We start from the raw sequence: 15,932 nt of genomic DNA, 5'->3' as shown, positions 1-15,932 counted from the left end.
CATGGCAACGCTTGAAATCCGCGACCTGCACGTTTCCGTCGAGGCCGACAACTCCACCAAGGAGATCCTCAAGGGCGTCGACCTGACCGTGAAGCAGGGCGAGACCCACGCCATCATGGGCCCCAACGGCTCCGGCAAGTCCACCCTCGCGTACTCCATCGCCGGTCACCCCAAGTACACGATCACCAGCGGCACCGTCACCCTCGACGGCGAGGACGTCCTGGAGATGTCCGTCGACGAGCGCGCCCGCGCCGGCATGTTCCTCGCCATGCAGTACCCGGTCGAGGTTCCCGGCGTCTCGGTCTCCAACTTCCTGCGTACGTCGGCTACGGCGATCCGCGGCGAGGCCCCCAAGCTGCGCACCTGGGTGAAGGAGGTCAAGACGGCTATGGAGACCCTCCAGATGGACCCGGCCTTCGCCGAGCGCAACGTCAACGAGGGCTTCTCCGGCGGCGAGAAGAAGCGCCACGAGATCCTCCAGCTGGAGCTCCTCAAGCCGAAGATCGCGATCCTCGACGAGACCGACTCCGGCCTCGACGTCGACGCCCTGCGTCAGGTCTCCGAGGGCGTCAACCGCGTCCACGCGAGCGGCGAGGTCGGCACGCTGCTGATCACGCACTACACGCGCATCCTGCGCTACATCAAGCCGGACTTCGTGCACGTCTTCGCCAAGGGCAGGATCGTGGCGTCCGGCGGCCCGGAGCTCGCCGACAAGCTCGAGGCCGAGGGCTACGAGGAGTACACGAAGGGTGGCGTAGGCGCGTGACACAGCTGCCGGGCCTTCTCGACACCGAGGCGATCCGCAAGGACTTCCCGATCCTGGATCGCACGATCCACGACGGCAAGAAGATCGTTTACCTGGACAACGCGGCGACTTCGCAGAAGCCGCGCCAGGTCCTCGACGCGATCAACGCGTACTACGAGCAGAGCAACGCCAACGTCCACCGCGGCGTGCACGTGCTCGCCGAGGAGGCCACGGCGCTGTACGAGGGCGCCCGCGACAAGGTCGCCGCCTTCATCAACGCGCCGAGCCGCGACGAGGTCATCTTCACGAAGAACGCCTCGGAGTCGCTCAACCTCGTGGCGAACATGCTGGGCTGGGCCGACGAGCCCTACCGCGTGGACGCCGAGACCGAGATCGTCATCACGGAGATGGAGCACCACTCCAACATCGTGCCGTGGCAGCTGCTCTCGCAGCGCACGGGCGCGAAGCTGAAGTGGTTCGGCATCACCGACGACGGCCGTCTCGACCTGTCGGACATCGACGAGATCATCACCGAGAAGACGAAGATCGTCTCCTTCACGCTGGTCTCGAACATCATGGGCACGGTCAACCCGGTCGACACGATCATCCGCCGGGCGCAGGAGGTCGGCGCGCTGGTGTGCATCGACGCCTCGCAGGCGGCGCCGCACATGGTGCTCGACGTACAGGCGCTGCAGGCCGACTTCGTGGCCTTCACGGGACACAAGATGGTCGGCCCGACCGGCATCGGCGTGCTGTGGGGACGCCAGGAGCTGCTGGAGGACCTTCCGCCGTTCCTCGGCGGCGGCGAGATGATCGAGACCGTGTCGATGAGCTCGTCGACGTACGCTCCCGCGCCGCACAAGTTCGAGGCGGGTACGCCCCCGATCGCCCAGGCCGTCGGCCTCGGCGCGGCCGTGGACTACCTCACCGCGATCGGCATGGACAAGATCGCCGCGCACGAGCACGCGATCACCGAGTACGCGATCAAGCGCCTCTCGGAGGTCGAGGGCCTGCGGATCATCGGCCCGACGACGGCCGAGGACCGCGGCGCGACCATCTCGTTCACGCTCGGCGACATCCACCCGCACGACGTGGGCCAGGTCCTCGACGAGCTGGGCATCGCGGTCCGGGTCGGACACCACTGCGCGCGGCCCGTCTGCCTGCGGTACGGAATTCCTGCGACCACGCGAGCGTCGTTCTATCTGTACTCCACGCCGGCCGAGGTCGACGCCCTGGTCGAGGGCCTGGAGCACGTCCGGAACTTCTTCGGTTAAGGGCTGGGGATCGTGAAGCTTGATTCGATGTACCAGGAAGTCATCCTGGATCACTACAAGCACCCGCACGGGCGGGGCTTGCGGGACGGCGACGCCGAGGTGCACCACGTCAACCCGACGTGCGGCGACGAGATCACGCTTCGCGTGAAGTACGACGGCGAGACCGTCGCGGACGTCTCGTACGAGGGCCAGGGCTGTTCCATCAGCCAGGCCAGCGCCTCCGTGCTGAACGACCTGCTGGTCGGCAAGGAACTGACCGAGGCGCAGAAGATCCAGGCGACGTTCCTGGAGCTGATGCAGTCCAAGGGCCAGATCGAGCCGGACGACGCGATGGAGGAGGTGCTGGAGGACGCGGTCGCGTTCGCCGGTGTCTCGAAGTACCCGGCTCGGGTGAAGTGCGCTCTGCTGAGCTGGATGGCATGGAAGGACGCGACGTCCCAGGCACTGGGCGACGGCGCCGAGAGGAAGACCGCATGAGCGAGAACGCTGCGACCCCCACCGAGGGCGTCACGACCAAGCCGGCCTCCGAGGAGGAGGTCCGCGAGGCCCTGTACGACGTGGTCGACCCGGAGCTGGGCATCGACGTGGTCAACCTCGGTTTGATCTACGGCATCCACATCGACGACTCGAACATCGCCACCCTCGACATGACGCTGACGTCCGCGGCCTGCCCGCTGACCGACGTCATCGAGGACCAGGCGAAGTCGGCGACCGAGGGCATCGTCAACGAGCTGAAGATCAACTGGGTCTGGATGCCGCCGTGGGGCCCGGACAAGATCACGGACGACGGCCGCGAGCAGCTGCGCGCGCTGGGCTTCAACGTCTGAGACACCCCGCGACGTACGGGACGTACGTCGCGCACGGCATGCGAGAGGCCCCCGGCAGTGCGCCGGGGGCCTCTCGCATGCCGGACGTCAGTGCGGGGCCGCCGCCGCCTCGGCCAGGGCCGGGGCCAGGTTCTCCTTGCGGATGCGCTGGTCGACGTAGAGCAGGCCGGTCACCACCTGGGGGTAGGTGGTGGCGATGATCTGGCTGATGATGCTGCCCAGCATGATGAACAGCAGGTAGCCGGCCATCGCGGTGAGCGTCTCGCCGACGCTCGGCTCCGCGCCCGCGCCCGCCATGCCGGGCATGCTCGTCATCATGCCGATGATCGTGAGCGGGAACTGCACGATGTATCCCGCGACCATGGCGATGAGCCACGCCAGCATGCTGATGCCGAAGATCCGCCACCAGGAGCCCTTCACCAGTTGGGCCGAGCGGCGCAGCGCGGCGACGGGCCGCTGCGACTCGAAGACGACGGCGGCCGGGGCCAGGCTGAACGTCACCCACACCCAGACGGCCACGGGAAAGCACGCCAGCATCAGGACGAAGCCGAGGACGGCCCAGCCAACGGGCAGGTCGTCCGAGACGAACGACACGATCATCAGGATGTAACTGGCCAGGAAGACGCCCATGATGAACGCCGCGACGAGCCAGGGCAGCAGCATCGCGCCGATCACCGCGGGCACCCGGCTCCAGGCGCGCCGCCACACCGCGGCGAGCGTCGTACGGCGGCCGAGCACCGCGTCCTGGAGGACGGCGGGGCAGGCGGCCATGATCACCGCGTTGGCGAGCGTCAGCGCCAGGACGGCGACGAGGCACACGAGGGCGAACGCGACGATCAGGGGCACCGCGACGTCGGAGCCGAACGAGTCGTCGTACTCGTCCACGTCGACCACCTTGCGCAGGGTGTCGCTCGTCGCGGAGTAGGCGACCAGCAGGGCCGCCAGCGTCACCAGGAGCGCGCCGCCGTACGTCAGCACGGCTATGCCGAACAGCTGCTTCCAGTACCGGCCCACCGTGCTCATGGATCCGCTGATGACGTCCCCGAGCGCGAGCGGCGCCAGCGGGATCACCCCGGGCTTCGGCGGGGGAGGGGGCGGCATCCAGCCGCCGCCCCAGCCGGGCGGCGGGGGGTGAGGGGGGCCTGCGTGGGGGCCGCCGCCGTGGGGGCCGTTCCAGCCCGAATCGTGCGCCACTTTCACTCCGTTGGGTTCAGGCCCTGACCGGGCGCTACACCGTATCCGGTGGCTGTCGCCGGGCGGAACGGGATAAGGGGCACAAGGATGCGTACGCCCGTACACAACGATGTGTACAGTCGTACGCATGCCCACGCCCTACGTACTGCTCGCCGCCGCCATCGCGGCGGAGGTGGCCGGCACGACGGCCATGAAGTACAGCGACGGATTCACCAGGCTGTGGCCCTCGCTCGGAACGGCCGCCGGTTATCTGCTCGCCTTCACCCTGCTCGCCCAGACCCTCAAGTCCATGTCGGTCGGGACCGCGTACGCGATCTGGGCCGGTGTCGGGACGGCGGCGGTGGCCGCTATCGGGATGTTCTTCCTCGGTGAGTCGGCGAACGCGGTCAAGCTGGCGGGGATCGGCCTGGTCATCGCCGGCGTCGTCCTGCTCAACCTCGGCGGCGCGCACTGATGGCCCGCCGTTACGACCCCGAGCGCAGGCAGCGCATCATCGACGCCGCGATACGCGTCGTGGGGAGCCAGGGCATCGCCGGGCTGAGCCACCGGTCCGTCGCGGCCGAGGCGGACGTGCCGCTCGGTTCGACGACGTACCACTTCGCCACGCTCGACGAACTCATGGTCGCCGCGCTGCGGCAGGCGAGCGAGGGCTTCGCGAAGGCGGTGAGCACGCGCGGCGCCTTCGAGGACCCGCGGACCGGTCTCGCCGACGAGCTGGCCCGGTTGCTCGGGGAGTGGCTGTCGGGCGACCCCGCCGGGGTGGAGCTGGAGTACGAGCTCTACCTCGCCGCGCTGCGCAGGCCGGCCCTGCGCCCGGTCGCCGCCGAGTGGTGCGCGGGCCTGGCCGAGCGGCTGGCGCGGCGCACCGACCCGGTCACCGCGCGGGCGCTGGTCGCGCTGATGGACGGCATCTGCCTCCAGGTGCTGCTGACGGGCGCGCGGTACGACGAGGCGTACGCGCGCGAGATGCTGGCGCGCCTCGTCGGCTGACGGGCGCCGCTGGGCTGATCCCGCGTCACGCACGCACCCCCTGCTCCCGCACGCGCACTCACGCCCCGGCCCGCGTCCTGCGCACTCCCTGCTCACGCACGCCGTCATGCCCCGGCCCGTGTCAGGCACTCGGCCCCCCGCCGCACCCCGGTCCGCGTGACGCGGCCGGCGTCAGGAGCCGAGGCCGGCCAGCGCCGACTCGACGCTCGCCGTGATGTCCGTGACCGGGTAGTGGACCTGACGGATCGTACGGTCGCGCTCCACCACCAGCGTCAGCCGTTTCAGCCGGCTGACGCCCGCCGCCCGGAACGTCGGAAGGCGCAGGGCGGCCGCCAGTGCGAGGTCCGCGTCCGACAGGAGCGGGAAGTCCAGCCGCTCCGCGTCCGCGAACGCCCGCTGTTCGTCCGGGCGCTGGGCGGACACGCCGTGCACGGTCGCGCCCGCGGCGGCGAACTCGGCCGACCGGTCGCGGTACGTGCAGGATTCGAGCGTGCAGCCCCGCGCGCCGGGGATCTCGGCCCAGCCGGGCGGATACGCCTCGGGGCGGGCGTACGCGCCCGGGAAGCAGTACAGGACGGTGTACGGAGTGTCCGCGACGGGGTCGCGCGGCTCGCCGTCCAGGTCGGGGAGCCACAGCTGCGGCAGCCGGGTGCCGGCGAGCCGGTGCACGCGCTCGGCCTCCCGCGACGCCGGCTCCGCCGTCGCGGTCGTCTCCCCGTCGCCGAGCAGCCAGGCGTCGCCCCAGTCCTGGAGCGCGATCAGCACGGGCAGGAGCGCGCGGCCGCGCCGGGTGAGGCGGTACTCGTACCGGACGGGCCGGTCCTGGTACGGCTCGCGGGTCAGCACGTCCGCGTCCACGAGCAACCGAAGCCGCTCGGCGAGCACCTTGCGGGACATGCCGGTCTCCGCCTGGAGTGCGTCGAAGCGGTGCACGCCGCGGGCCGCGTCGCGCACGATCAGCAGCGTCCACCAGTCGCCCACGACGTCGAGGGCCTGGGCGATGGCGCAGTCGGCGTCGCCGAGGCTGGTGCGTTGTGCCATGGCGCTCATGCTGGCATAGTCCGTTCCTAAAAGAAACTGACGCGGAACGCAGGGGGCGGGCAGATTGGGGCCACTCCGGGATGTGCCGAAGGCCGTGTGGCACCTGGCGTTCGGCATCTTCTTCAACAGCGCCGTCGCCTTCACCTTCATCTACCTCTTCGTCTACCTGACCGACGAACGCGGCCTGGCGGTCCCGCAGGCGGGCGTCCTCAGCGGCATCGGGGGCGTCGGCCTCGTCGCGGGGAACTTCACCGGCGGCTGGTTCGGCGACCGCTTCGGCCACCGGCGCACCCTGCTGACCGCCTCCGTGGTCGGGGGCGCCGGGCTGGTGGCGCTGCCCTCCCTGCCGGACGCCGTGCTGTACGGCGCCCTGCCGCTCGCCCAGTACGCCCTGGGGGCGGTGCGCGCCACGAATTCCGCGCTCATCGCCGTCTCCGTACCCGACGGATCGCGGCGTCAGGGCTTCGCCGTGATGCGGGTGGCCGGGAACGCGGGCTTCACGGTCGGCGCGCCGCTCGGGGCACTGGTCGCCGCGGAGTTCTCGTACACGGTGATCTTCGTGGCGGACGGCATCGGCACGCTCCTGTTCGCGCTGTACGCCGCCGCGGTCCTTCCCGCGCCCCGGACCGGGCGGACGACGACCGGAGGTGCCTCCCCGCTGCCCGCCGCGCCGGGCGTCTGGCGGGAACTGCGGGCCCGCCCCCAGGTGCTCGTGCTCCTGGTGGCGATCTTCTTCGCGGACATCGTCTACCGGCAGCTGTTCTCCACCGTGCCGGTCTTCCTCGGGGACCACGGCATGGACACCCGCGCGTACGGCTGGCTGATCGCCGTCAACGGCGCGGTCATCCTCTGCCTGGAGATCCCGGCGGCCGTCGTCCTGCGCCGGCGGGCGCCCCTGGCGATCGTCGGCGCAGGACTCGTCCTGGTCGGTGTGGGCTACGGCGTGCTGACACTGGGGGCGGCCCTCGGCGTCGCCGTGGTGATGATGCTGCTGCTCACGGCGGGCGAGATCCTCTACAAGACCCCGGCGACCGCCTTCGTGGCCGACCAGGCCCCCGAGCACGCGCAGGGCCGCTTCCAGAGCCTGTACGCCGGTGTCTCGGTCAGCGGCGTCATCCTCGCCCCGCCCCTGGGCGGGGCCCTGTACGAGGCCGCGCCCGGCCTGCTCTGGCCGCTGAGCGCGGCGCTGGCGCTGGCGGCGGGCGGCGCGGTGATCGCGGCGGGACGACTGGGCCGCGCGGCGGACGGGACGCCGCCGGGCACCGGACCCGGCGGAGCGGCCGGCGGGGCCGGTGGGGAGCTCGGGCGCCCGGCATCCGGGACCGGTTCGCCTCGACGCGCCGGAGCCGGTTAGCGTTCGGGCATGACCGATACGACTGCTACTCGCACCACCGGCGCCGTCGCCGCCGGCCTCGCCACCGTCGCCGCTGACGGCACCGTCCTCGACACCTGGTTCCCCGCCCCCGAGCTCGTCGCGGAGCCGGGCCCCGCCGGCACCGAGCGCCTCACCGCCGAGCGCGCCGCCGAGCTGCTCGGCGCCTCCGCGCCGAAGGCCCTCGGCGCCGACGCCCGGCGCGGCGTCGAGGTCGTCGCCGTCCGTACGGTCATCGCGTCCCTCGACGACAAGCCGCTGGACGCCCACGACGCGTACCTGCGCCTGCACCTGCTCTCGCACCGGCTGGTCCAGCCGCACGGCCAGAACCTGGACGGCGTCTTCGGCCTGCTCGCCAACGTCGCCTGGACCTCGCTCGGCCCGGTCGCGGTCGACCAGCTGGAGACGGTACGGCTCAACGCCCGCGCCGAGGGCCTGCACCTCCAGGTGACCTCGGTCGACAAGTTCCCGCGTATGACGGACTACGTGACGCCCAAGGGCGTCCGTATCGCCGACGCCGACCGGGTCCGCCTCGGCGCGCACCTCGCCGAGGGCACCACGGTGATGCACGAGGGCTTCGTCAACTTCAACGCCGGCACGCTCGGCACCTCCATGGTCGAGGGCCGCATCTCGGCCGGCGTGGTCGTGGGCGACGGCTCCGACATCGGCGGCGGCGCGTCCACCATGGGCACCCTGTCCGGCGGTGGCAACGTCCGCATCGTCATCGGCGAGCGCTGCCTGGTCGGCGCGGAGGCGGGCGTCGGCATCGCGCTCGGCGACGAGTGCGTCGTCGAGGCCGGCCTGTACGTCACGGCGGGCACCCGCGTCACGATGCCCGACGGCCAGATCGTCAAGGCCCGCGAGCTCTCCGGCGCCAGCAACATCCTCTTCCGCCGCAACTCGGTGACCGGCACGGTGGAGGCCCGTCCGAACAACGCGGTCTGGGGCGGCCTCAACGAAATCCTGCACAGCCACAACTGACCACCGGCGGCCGTGACCTGCGGCCGCCTTATCGATCAACGTCCTGACCTGCTGCTGAGCTGTCGGTAGCTGTCGACGTTGGCCATCGTGGAGCGCCCTTCCACCGTCTCAGGACGGCCCGGAAGGGCGCTCGTGTGCTCGTGCGTGAGTGCTCTTCCGGACCGCCGTGCGCGCCGGTCCGTCAGCGCTCGAGGTTCACGGTCACGCCGCCGCTGAACACGGAGTCGTGCAGCTCGATCTTCACGGGATCGACATCCTTCGGACCGTCGAACACGACGATCCCCTCGACCTTGTTGCCCGGGTTGATCTCGTTGAGGAACGACTCGCTTTCCTCCAGGTAAATGGCTGCCCCGGCATCCGTGCTGAACTCGCGGTCCTTCGCGTCGAACAGTTTCTGGCCCTCACGGCCCCTCTCCGCATCCCATGCCCGCTCCTTCCGGAGAGGGCCGCCGCAGCCGGGTCAGGGTTTCGGTCAGTTCCGCTGTGAGGGCCCGGGCCGCCGCGTCCGGGTCGGCGGCGGCGATGGCGTCGATCAGGGCGCTGGGACCGGCGTCGGCGGCGGGGTCCGGCGGGGTGGCCGGGGCCTGGCGCAGGGCCGGTGCGAGCTGTGCGAAGAGGTCGGTGAGCACGGGGTTGTGCGCGGCGGCGACCACGGCGGCGTGCAGGGCGGCGTCGGCGTCGGCGAACGCCGCCCCGTCGCCTCCGGCCGCCGCCCGCCGCGCTGCCAGGGCGGCGCGGAGCGCGGTGAGGTCCCCGTCGGTCCGGCGTACCGCCGCCAGGCGGGCGGCCTGCACCTCCAGCAGCGTCCTGACCTCGAACACGTCGGTGACCGGCGCACGGCGCAGGCGCGTCGGCCAGTCCTCCTCCGGTCGGCTGGCGATGACGAAGACGCCCGCGCCCTGCCGGGGCTGCACCAGGCCCGCCCCCGCCAGGGCGCGCAGCGCCTCGCGGACCGTGGAGCGGCCCACGCCCAGGGTCTTGGCGAGGGTCGTCTCGCCGGGCAGCCGTGTGCCGACCGGCCAGTGGCCGCAGGAGATCTGCTCGCGCAGGTTCGCGGCCGCCTGCTCGACCAGGGGGCTGGGGCGAGGAGCGCCGAGGGTCATGTGGCTCTCACCTCTCAGATTCCGGTGGGGCGGATGGATCCGTGTGCCGCCATGGTGCCGCGTCGCACGCCCCCCGCGCACCGTACTCGCCGCCGCGAAATCGCACTCACACGGATGACGTCGCGTGTCCTTGGGGCCGTTCGGGTGGATAAGCAGGACGGACAATCGGGTCGGCACATCGCACGACGCATCAGGCGAGGGAGCGGCATGACGGCGCAACAGGCACGGACACTGGCCCGACGGATCACCGGATGCGGTGCGGTTCTGATCGCCATGGGGCTCACCCCCGGGGCGGCGTACGCCGACGAGACGCACACCGACTCGCACAACGCGCCCCGCGTCATGCTGATCTCCACCGGGCAGATCGACGATCCGCTGGAGGACGTCCTGGAGCACACCGCGATCCTCAGCCGGATCGGCGTGTCCGGCTGACCCCGGATCAGCCCAGCGCCTCGTGCGCCCGCAGCAGCCCGTCGACCGTCGTCACGTCGGCGGGCCGCAGTGGTTCCCGGACCGGGCCCGAGGGCAGCCCGAGCGCGCCGAGGAGTCCCTTAGCCGTGACCGTGCCGGGCAGCCCCGACGCCATCATCAGCGTGATCAGGGGTACGGCGCGCTGATGCGCGAGCGCCGCGCCCCGGGTGTCACCGGCGTCGTACGCGTCGAGGACGGCCCGCATCGCGCGGGGCGCGCAGTTGGCGACCGTACTGACGCAGCCCGCGCCGCCCACCGCGTAGAGCGGCAGGTTCAGCTCCTCGCACCCCGAGTAGTAGGCGAGATCCGTCCGCGAGATCACGGTGGCGCTGCCCAGCAGGTCGTACGCGCAGTCCTTGACGGCGGTGATGCGCGGATGGCCGGCGAGGCGCAGCATGGTCTCCACCTCGATGCGGGTGCCGGTGCGACCGGGGATGTCGTACAGCATCAGCGGGACGCCGACCGCGTCCGCGACCCGCAGGAAGTGCGCCTCCACCGCGTCCTGCGGCGGCCGGCTGTAGTACGGGGTGACCACCAGCAAGCCGTCCGCGCCCGCCCGTTCGGCCTCCCGCGCCAGCTCCACCGTATGCCGGGTGTCGGCACTGCCGACGCCCGCCAGGACCGGCGCCCGGCCACCCACCGCCTCGCGGACGGCCCGTACGAGCGCGCTCTTCTCGGCGTCGGTGGTGGTCGGGGACTCGCCGGTGGTGCCGTTGAGCACCAGCCCCTCGCAGCCGCCCTCGGACACCAGGCGGTCGGCGAGCGACTGGGCGCCGTCGAGGTCCAGGGCGCCCGCGGGGGTGAAGGGAGTGATCATCGCGCACAGGGCGCGGCCGAACGGGCTTCTGGGGGATGAGGTCATACGGCAGTCTCGGCTGCCGGGACGATGAAGGTCCACTTAGATCTTCTTGGCCCGATCGGCAAGCAGTGCTGAACAGTGTGGCGGTGCGCACGCCCCGTCCCGCTGTGCGCCGACGATGGCGGACACTTGTCGCGACGACCAGGTGAGGGAGCGGGACGTGGGCATACGCGGAGCCGGTGGAGCGGTGGCCTGGGCGGTCGCGGGGGTGTTGGCACTGTCGGGGTGCGACTTCCTCGTACCCGACGGCGAGGGCGAACCGAGGCCCACGCCGACGGCGAAGCCGCTTCCGCCGCGGAGCGCCACGGCCGCCCCCGCCCCGCCGGTCTCCGGCTCGCCCCCGGAGGAGCCCCGGCCGGCGGGCTGCTCGGCCGGCGCGCCCGAAGTGTCCATGGGCGAGGTGCAGGCGGCCCTCGGTCACCGGGCCGTCGGGCTCACCCTGACCAACTGCGGCAAGGACCCGTACCAGGTGTTCGGCTACCCGAGCGTCCAGGCACTGGGCACCGACGGCGAGGTGCTCGACGTCTGGGTCAGGCGCGGCTCCTCCTACATGGGCACGGACGAGGGCCCCGCCTCGGTGGTCCTCGCCCCCGGCGAGAGCGTGCGGTCGCTCCTTTCCTGGACGAGCAACCCCAAGACCGGACGGCTGCAGCAGGCGTCCGCTCTCGAGATCGCCCCGGCCGCCGGTGAGAAGGCGCGGAGGTTTCCGCTGGAGGGCAGCGATGTGCGCACGGTGGACGAACTCACCCTGACCGCCTGGCGCCCGGCTCCCCGCGACTGACCCCGGCCGCACCGCGAACGGGTCCCGTCGGCACGACGCGCCCCGCGGCCCGTCTCAGAGCGCGCGCTTGAACCCGTCGTGGCTGCGGGCGAAACCGAGCGACGCGTAGAAGCGGTGCGCCTCGGTGCGCCGCTTGTGGCTCGTCAGCTGCATCAGCGCGCAGCCACGCTCGCGGGCCCGCTCGGCGGCCCGTTCGAGCAGCTCGCGCCCCAGTCCGCCGCCGCGCCGGTCCGCCCTGACCCGTACCGCCTCGATCAGGACCCGCTCGGCCCCGTGCCTGCCGAGGCCCGGGACGTATGTGGCCTGGAGGCAGCCCAGCACCGTGGAACCGGTCCCGTCGGTCAGGACCAGCATCTCGTTGCGGTTGTCGCCGTCGATCGCCTCGAAGGCCCGCTCGTACGCCGCGTCGACGACGACGGACGCCGGATCGACGACCTTCTCCTCGTCGGCGAGGAGGGCGAGTATCGCGGGAAGGTCCTTGCGGGTCGCGGTGCGGAAGATCACGGACGTGAGTCTCGCACGCTTGACCTCGACCTCGACCGCGATTCGGCCGAGGACGGGGACCACGCGAGCCCGCCGCCCGGCGTCCCGGCGATCCGCCGTGTCCGTACGAGAAGCCGGATCGTCCGAGGAGCGCAGATCAACGCCCGTCCCGTGACCGGGCGTTCGAACGCCGGCGTCCCGCTGGTGAGCACGCGGCGGGCCGGTACACCGCGGCCACCCGGGCGTGACCGGCGGCGGTGTGCGGCGGTACACGCCCGCGCTCGGCGTGAGCGCGGGCGTGTGACGGGCGGCCGGCCGGGGCCGGGACTACGGGCGGAAGCGGATGACCTGCGGGTCGTGGTCGCTGTTCTGCTCGGCGAACTCGGCGTTGATGTGCACGCTGTCGTAGCGGAACTTCCCGACCGACGGGCTGGTCAGGATCTGGTCGAGCACCTGGCTGTTGCCCTGGAAGACGTACGAGTAACGCTCCGAACGCGGCAGGGACTTTACCGCCGGGTAGAGCGCGCCGTCCGCCGTCAGCGCCTGCGTCGTCGCGGAGAACTCGAAGTCGTTGATGTCGCCGAGGACCAGCACGTCCGCGGAGCGCTGCGCCTTGAGGATGTCCTTGACGAACGCGTTGACGGACTGCGCCTGCTCCAGCCGCTTGACCTCCGACTTGCGCACCGGCGGCTGGTGGTGCGACGGCAGACCCTCGTCGCCGCCCTTCGAGCCGAAGTGGTTCGCGATCACGAAGACCGTACGGCCGCGGAAGGTGAACTCGCCGGCCAGCGGCTTGCGGCTGTTCTCCCAGGCCGCGTTCGCCGGGTCGATCCGGCCGGGGGAGTGGGTCAGGGCCGCGCGGCCGTCCTCCTGGACGACACCGGTCGGGGTGGTGGCGTCGCCGGCTCCGCGGTCGGTGAAGGAGACGCGTTCGGGGTTGAAGAGGAAGACCTGGCGGATGTTGCCGCCGGGCTCGCCGCCGTCCTTGTTGTTCGCCGGGTCGATCGTGCGCCACGCGTACGACGGGCCGCCGGCCGCGGCGATCGCGGCCGTGAACTTCTTCAGCGTCTCCTCGGCGGAGACCGTGCCGTCGTTCTTCGCGCCGTTGTCGTCCTGGATCTCCTCGAGGGCGAGGATGTCGGGCGAGGCGAGGTTGTCCACGACCGCCGCAGCGAGCGCGTCGAACTTCTCCTGCGGGTCGCTCGGGTCCAGGTTCTCGACGTTGTACGTCGCCACCGCGAGCTCGCCGCGGCGCTGCGGGCGGGTCGACTCGCGCTCCAGGCCCCGGTCGGTGACCGTGCCGAGCGTGCGGGCCGTCAGGGTGTAGCCGCCGAACTGGTTGAAGTCCAGGGGGCCTTCGGTCGTACCCGAGAGCACGTCACCGACGTTCGCCTTCGGGAACGGCTGCTGGGAGATCGGCGCGAGCTGCTGGATCTGGAGCCGGCCGGTGTTCTGCGACGTGTACGAGCCGTAGACGGCGCCGCCGCGGCGGTTGTCGTTCTCGTGCGGCTTCACCGTGACCCAGAGCTCGGAGTACGGGTCGGTCGCGCCGACCACGCGCGACGAGCCGATGCGGATGTTGCTGCCCTCCAGCGACTCGTAGTAGTCGAGGGCGTACGTGCGCGGCTTCAGCGGCAGCGCGTTGATGCTGCCGTCGGCCGCCGGGTCGCCCTCGGGGGCGTACGCCGACGGCACCGACTTCGCCGAGACAGTGACCGGCGCGGGCAGCGGGTTGCCCGAGGAGACCACGGTCACGGCCGGCTTGGTGATCTGGGTGAGCGACTGGTTGCCGGAGGCCGTGCCGCCCGGGACGTACTCGCCGACCGTGCCGGACACCTTGACCGCGTCGCCGACGGCGACCGTCGGCGCGGAGCCGGTGAAGACGAAGACGCCCTCGCTGGTGGCCGCGTCGGCGTCGGCCTCGGGGTCCTGGAACCAGAAGCCCTTCGAGCCGTACGCCCGGACACCGGTGACGATGCCGGACACGTCGGTGACCTGCTGCCCCACGAGCGGGGATATGCGGGTAGTGCCCTGGATGTCGTGGATCCGGATGTCCGCGGCGGACGCGGCGGAGGCCGAGCCGGCCAGCAGTCCGCAGGCCAGTGCGGTGGCTGCGACGGCCGCGACGGCGGCGGATCCGGGAAGGGAGGAACGGGAAGTCATCTCGTGGCTCCGAGTGCGATGGATGAGGGGTGGAGCAGTGTTCTACGCGCGTCAATCTCTTGTGTGCGACAGGGGGTTGTCAAGGGTCACCGTGGGTACGGATTCTGACGGGTACATGAACCCGGTGGCATGGGGGCAAATACGTCTACGCTGGGGGCCGCCCGACCCGCATGCGTCAAGGAGAACCCCCAGATGTCCGGTGACCGCCCGACCCTGCCGCCGGTGCGGCTCCACTCCGAAGCCGAGCTGGCGCGGGCGGCGCTCACTTCGCCGCTGCTCGCGCGCGCCGCGCGGCTCGCCCGGTGGGCGGGGCCCGCGACGCGGGTCGGAGCCGGCGGCGAACTGGCCGACGAGCAGCTGCCGGAGGCCGCCGCGCACCTCGGGCTCACCGCCGACGAGGACGGTGCGGCGGAGGCGAGCGAGGCGTGGCGGCTGGCCGTCGACGCGGGGCTCGTGGACGTGAGCGATCCGGACGGGGACGCCGAGGACTTCGACGGCGCCGTCACGGCCGGCGAGAACCTCGCGCTGCTCACCTCCGGCGGCCCCCAGGACGTACTCGCCATCTGGCTCGACGCCTTCGACGCCGTCTTCGCGGACGCCACCGCGCCCGTCCTGGACGACCTCGCCGACGTCATCGGGGACGACGGAGAGATCGACTTCGAGGCGCTGGACTGGGACCCGGAGGCGGAGGCGGAGTTCCTGGAGGGCGTCCTCGGCAACCTCTACCTGCTGACCGTCTCCGACGGGGCGGCGGAGGGGCCGGTGCCGCTGCCCGCGCTGGCCGCCTCGATGATCGTCCCGGACGACATGGGCGAGCCGACCGACGACGTACTGGAGCAGGTGTCGGACGCGATGATGCGGCTCGACGACCAGTTCAGGGTCCTGGAGCCGATCGGGCTCGTCACCTACCGGCCGGTGGACGAGGCGCTGATGGCCGAGGAGGGCGCGGAGCCCGAGCCGCCGGTCGACGACGAGGATGTGACGCGGTACGGAATGGTGGGCCTGACCCCGCTCGGCCTGTACGGCGTCCGGGCCCGGATGCTCGAAGCGGGCGTCGACGCGCCCGCGGTGGGCGACCTGGCGGACAAGGGTGCGGAGGCGCTGCTCGACGGCATCGCGTACTTCCCCGAGGCGTCCGCGGGCGCCGAGACGCAGCTGTGGCTCGCCCGGCGCGAACCGGCCGCTGCGGCGCGGGAGTTGCTGGCCGCCGCGCGTGGTACGGACGAGGGCGCGCCGCTGCGCAGGCTCCGCAGCCAGCAGGCGCTGTCGCTGGTCGGGCCGGAGGCCGAGGAGGCGGTGCGCGAGGTGCTGGACGACGCGCAGCTGGGCGGTCTGGCCCGCGTCTGGCTCGCCGAGCACGGGGCCTCCGACGTGCCGCCGCCGCCCGAGTCGATGATCTTCTGGCTCGCGATCGACACCATCGCGGCGCAGCTCGACGCGGACGGCGAACTGGAGGAGCTCCAGGGGCTCGTGGCGGGCCTGACCGGCCGGCACAGCGGTTTCTTCGACGCGGCGTGGCGGGTGGACCACCCGGCCACGGCGGACGTCCTGGAGGCGATGGGGCGCCTGCACCCGGACAAGAAGGCGGCGAAGGAAGCACGCAAGGCCGCGTTCAAGGCGCGCTCCAGCAACAGGGGTTGAGCGGGCC

18 protein-coding genes are annotated in these 15,932 nt (G+C 71.9%); 11 read left to right on the top strand and 7 right to left on the bottom strand.

The window, feature by feature from the left end:
- The first annotated feature begins 1 nt into the window (after nt 1).
- Genes sufC through AC07FK_RS05460 form a run of 4 tightly spaced genes read left to right on the top strand, consistent with a single transcriptional unit; the run spans nt 2 to nt 2,846 of the window.
- Nucleotides 2-766 carry a Fe-S cluster assembly ATPase SufC gene (sufC, locus tag AC07FK_RS05475; RefSeq protein WP_479102806.1) on the top strand — a complete coding sequence of 255 codons (765 nt, stop codon included), beginning with the start codon at nt 2-4 and terminating at the stop codon, nt 764-766.
- Nucleotides 763-2,019, top strand: coding sequence for a cysteine desulfurase (locus AC07FK_RS05470; protein ID WP_479102805.1), 1,257 nt, complete (start codon nt 763-765; stop codon nt 2,017-2,019). The genes sufC and AC07FK_RS05470 overlap by 4 nt, the downstream gene beginning before the upstream one ends.
- Nucleotides 2,020-2,031: 12 nt before the next feature.
- Nucleotides 2,032-2,496 (top strand): Fe-S cluster assembly sulfur transfer protein SufU, encoded by a 465-nt coding sequence (sufU, locus tag AC07FK_RS05465; protein WP_479102803.1) that lies wholly within the window; start codon nt 2,032-2,034, stop codon nt 2,494-2,496.
- Nucleotides 2,493-2,846 (top strand): metal-sulfur cluster assembly factor, encoded by a 354-nt coding sequence (locus AC07FK_RS05460; protein WP_479102801.1) that lies wholly within the window; start codon nt 2,493-2,495, stop codon nt 2,844-2,846. Before sufU ends, AC07FK_RS05460 begins: the two co-directional genes overlap by 4 nt.
- Nucleotides 2,847-2,933: 87 nt before the next feature.
- Here the strand turns inward: AC07FK_RS05460 and AC07FK_RS05455 are convergent, their stop codons facing one another.
- Nucleotides 2,934-3,947: a DUF7847 domain-containing protein gene (locus tag AC07FK_RS05455; RefSeq protein ID WP_479102800.1), complete on the bottom strand. Its 1,014-nt coding sequence runs from the start codon at nt 3,945-3,947 to the stop codon at nt 2,934-2,936.
- Between the two features lie 220 nt (nt 3,948-4,167).
- Between AC07FK_RS05455 and AC07FK_RS05450 the strand changes: the two genes are divergently transcribed.
- Together AC07FK_RS05450 and AC07FK_RS05445 are read left to right on the top strand one after the other, a co-directional pair.
- Nucleotides 4,168-4,494: a DMT family transporter gene (locus tag AC07FK_RS05450; RefSeq protein WP_479102798.1), complete on the top strand. Its 327-nt coding sequence runs from the start codon at nt 4,168-4,170 to the stop codon at nt 4,492-4,494.
- Entirely contained in the window at nt 4,494-5,030 is a 537-nt protein-coding gene (locus tag AC07FK_RS05445; RefSeq protein ID WP_479102797.1) for a TetR/AcrR family transcriptional regulator, read from the top strand. The genes AC07FK_RS05450 and AC07FK_RS05445 overlap by 1 nt, the downstream gene beginning before the upstream one ends.
- Before the next feature lie 171 nt (nt 5,031-5,201).
- On the opposite strand, the gene AC07FK_RS05440 is transcribed toward AC07FK_RS05445, so the two are convergent.
- Entirely contained in the window at nt 5,202-6,071 is an 870-nt protein-coding gene (locus AC07FK_RS05440) for a winged helix-turn-helix transcriptional regulator (RefSeq protein ID WP_479102796.1), read from the bottom strand.
- Nucleotides 6,072-6,135: 64 nt separating this feature from the next.
- On the opposite strand from AC07FK_RS05440, the gene AC07FK_RS05435 reads away from it, so the two are divergent.
- Together AC07FK_RS05435 and dapD are read left to right on the top strand one after the other, a co-directional pair.
- A complete protein-coding gene (locus tag AC07FK_RS05435) occupies nt 6,136-7,425 on the top strand; it encodes an MFS transporter (protein WP_479102795.1) in 1,290 nt (429 codons plus the stop codon).
- A 9-nt stretch (nt 7,426-7,434) separates the two neighbouring features.
- A complete protein-coding gene (gene dapD, locus AC07FK_RS05430) occupies nt 7,435-8,424 on the top strand; it encodes a 2,3,4,5-tetrahydropyridine-2,6-dicarboxylate N-succinyltransferase (RefSeq protein WP_479102794.1) in 990 nt (329 codons plus the stop codon).
- A 181-nt stretch (nt 8,425-8,605) separates the two neighbouring features.
- On the opposite strand, the gene AC07FK_RS05425 is transcribed toward dapD, so the two are convergent.
- Nucleotides 8,606-8,815 (bottom strand): DUF4352 domain-containing protein, encoded by a 210-nt coding sequence (locus tag AC07FK_RS05425; RefSeq protein ID WP_479103896.1) that lies wholly within the window; start codon nt 8,813-8,815, stop codon nt 8,606-8,608.
- 10 nt (nt 8,816-8,825) lie between these two features.
- Complete coding sequence (locus tag AC07FK_RS05420) at nt 8,826-9,527, bottom strand: FadR/GntR family transcriptional regulator (RefSeq protein WP_479102793.1); 702 nt, start codon at nt 9,525-9,527, stop codon at nt 8,826-8,828.
- A 207-nt stretch (nt 9,528-9,734) separates the two neighbouring features.
- Here AC07FK_RS05420 and AC07FK_RS05415 point away from each other — a divergent pair, with 207 nt between their 5' ends.
- Complete coding sequence (locus tag AC07FK_RS05415) at nt 9,735-9,959, top strand: hypothetical protein (RefSeq protein WP_479103959.1); 225 nt, start codon at nt 9,735-9,737, stop codon at nt 9,957-9,959.
- 7 nt (nt 9,960-9,966) lie between these two features.
- Here the strand turns inward: AC07FK_RS05415 and dapA are convergent, their stop codons facing one another.
- A complete protein-coding gene (gene dapA / locus AC07FK_RS05410; RefSeq protein WP_479102791.1) occupies nt 9,967-10,860 on the bottom strand; it encodes a 4-hydroxy-tetrahydrodipicolinate synthase in 894 nt (297 codons plus the stop codon).
- A gap of 157 nt (nt 10,861-11,017) precedes the next feature.
- Between dapA and AC07FK_RS05405 the strand changes: the two genes are divergently transcribed.
- Nucleotides 11,018-11,638 (top strand): DUF4232 domain-containing protein, encoded by a 621-nt coding sequence (locus AC07FK_RS05405; protein ID WP_479102789.1) that lies wholly within the window; start codon nt 11,018-11,020, stop codon nt 11,636-11,638.
- Between the two features lie 54 nt (nt 11,639-11,692).
- On the opposite strand, the gene AC07FK_RS05400 is transcribed toward AC07FK_RS05405, so the two are convergent.
- Together AC07FK_RS05400 and AC07FK_RS05395 are read right to left on the bottom strand one after the other, a co-directional pair.
- On the bottom strand, nt 11,693-12,142 hold the full coding sequence (locus AC07FK_RS05400; protein ID WP_479102787.1) for an N-acetyltransferase family protein: 450 nt from the start codon (nt 12,140-12,142) through the stop codon (nt 11,693-11,695).
- Between the two features lie 306 nt (nt 12,143-12,448).
- Complete coding sequence (locus AC07FK_RS05395; RefSeq protein ID WP_479102785.1) at nt 12,449-14,284, bottom strand: endonuclease/exonuclease/phosphatase family protein; 1,836 nt, start codon at nt 14,282-14,284, stop codon at nt 12,449-12,451.
- A 192-nt stretch (nt 14,285-14,476) separates the two neighbouring features.
- Between AC07FK_RS05395 and AC07FK_RS05390 the strand changes: the two genes are divergently transcribed.
- A complete protein-coding gene (locus tag AC07FK_RS05390) occupies nt 14,477-15,925 on the top strand; it encodes a hypothetical protein (protein WP_479102783.1) in 1,449 nt (482 codons plus the stop codon).
- The last annotated feature ends 7 nt before the right edge of the window (nt 15,926-15,932 follow it).

This window comes from Streptomyces sp. NPDC046122, from assembly GCF_056429965.1.
The sequence above is the reverse complement of the archived record's forward strand: the minus strand, read 5'-3'. Positions and strand labels throughout refer to the sequence as shown.

Bases quoted from the DNA above. Each gene is read 5' to 3' on its own strand.
- sufC (WP_479102806.1), top strand. From the start codon at position 2: ATGGCAACGCTTGAAATCCGCGACCTGCACGTTTCCGTCGAGGCCGAC.
- AC07FK_RS05460 (WP_479102801.1), top strand. From the start codon at position 2,493: ATGAGCGAGAACGCTGCGACCCCCACCGAGGGCGTCACGACCAAGCCG.
- AC07FK_RS05455 (WP_479102800.1), bottom strand. From the start codon at position 3,947: ATGCCGCCCCCTCCCCCGCCGAAGCCCGGGGTGATCCCGCTGGCGCCG.
- AC07FK_RS05450 (WP_479102798.1), top strand. From the start codon at position 4,168: ATGCCCACGCCCTACGTACTGCTCGCCGCCGCCATCGCGGCGGAGGTG.
- AC07FK_RS05445 (WP_479102797.1), top strand. From the start codon at position 4,494: ATGGCCCGCCGTTACGACCCCGAGCGCAGGCAGCGCATCATCGACGCC.
- AC07FK_RS05440 (WP_479102796.1), bottom strand. From the start codon at position 6,071: ATGGCACAACGCACCAGCCTCGGCGACGCCGACTGCGCCATCGCCCAG.
- dapD (WP_479102794.1), top strand. From the start codon at position 7,435: ATGACCGATACGACTGCTACTCGCACCACCGGCGCCGTCGCCGCCGGC.
- AC07FK_RS05420 (WP_479102793.1), bottom strand. From the start codon at position 9,527: ATGACCCTCGGCGCTCCTCGCCCCAGCCCCCTGGTCGAGCAGGCGGCC.
- AC07FK_RS05415 (WP_479103959.1), top strand. From the start codon at position 9,735: ATGACGGCGCAACAGGCACGGACACTGGCCCGACGGATCACCGGATGC.
- dapA (WP_479102791.1), bottom strand. From the start codon at position 10,860: ATGACCTCATCCCCCAGAAGCCCGTTCGGCCGCGCCCTGTGCGCGATG.
- AC07FK_RS05395 (WP_479102785.1), bottom strand. From the start codon at position 14,284: ATGACTTCCCGTTCCTCCCTTCCCGGATCCGCCGCCGTCGCGGCCGTC.
- AC07FK_RS05390 (WP_479102783.1), top strand. From the start codon at position 14,477: ATGTCCGGTGACCGCCCGACCCTGCCGCCGGTGCGGCTCCACTCCGAA.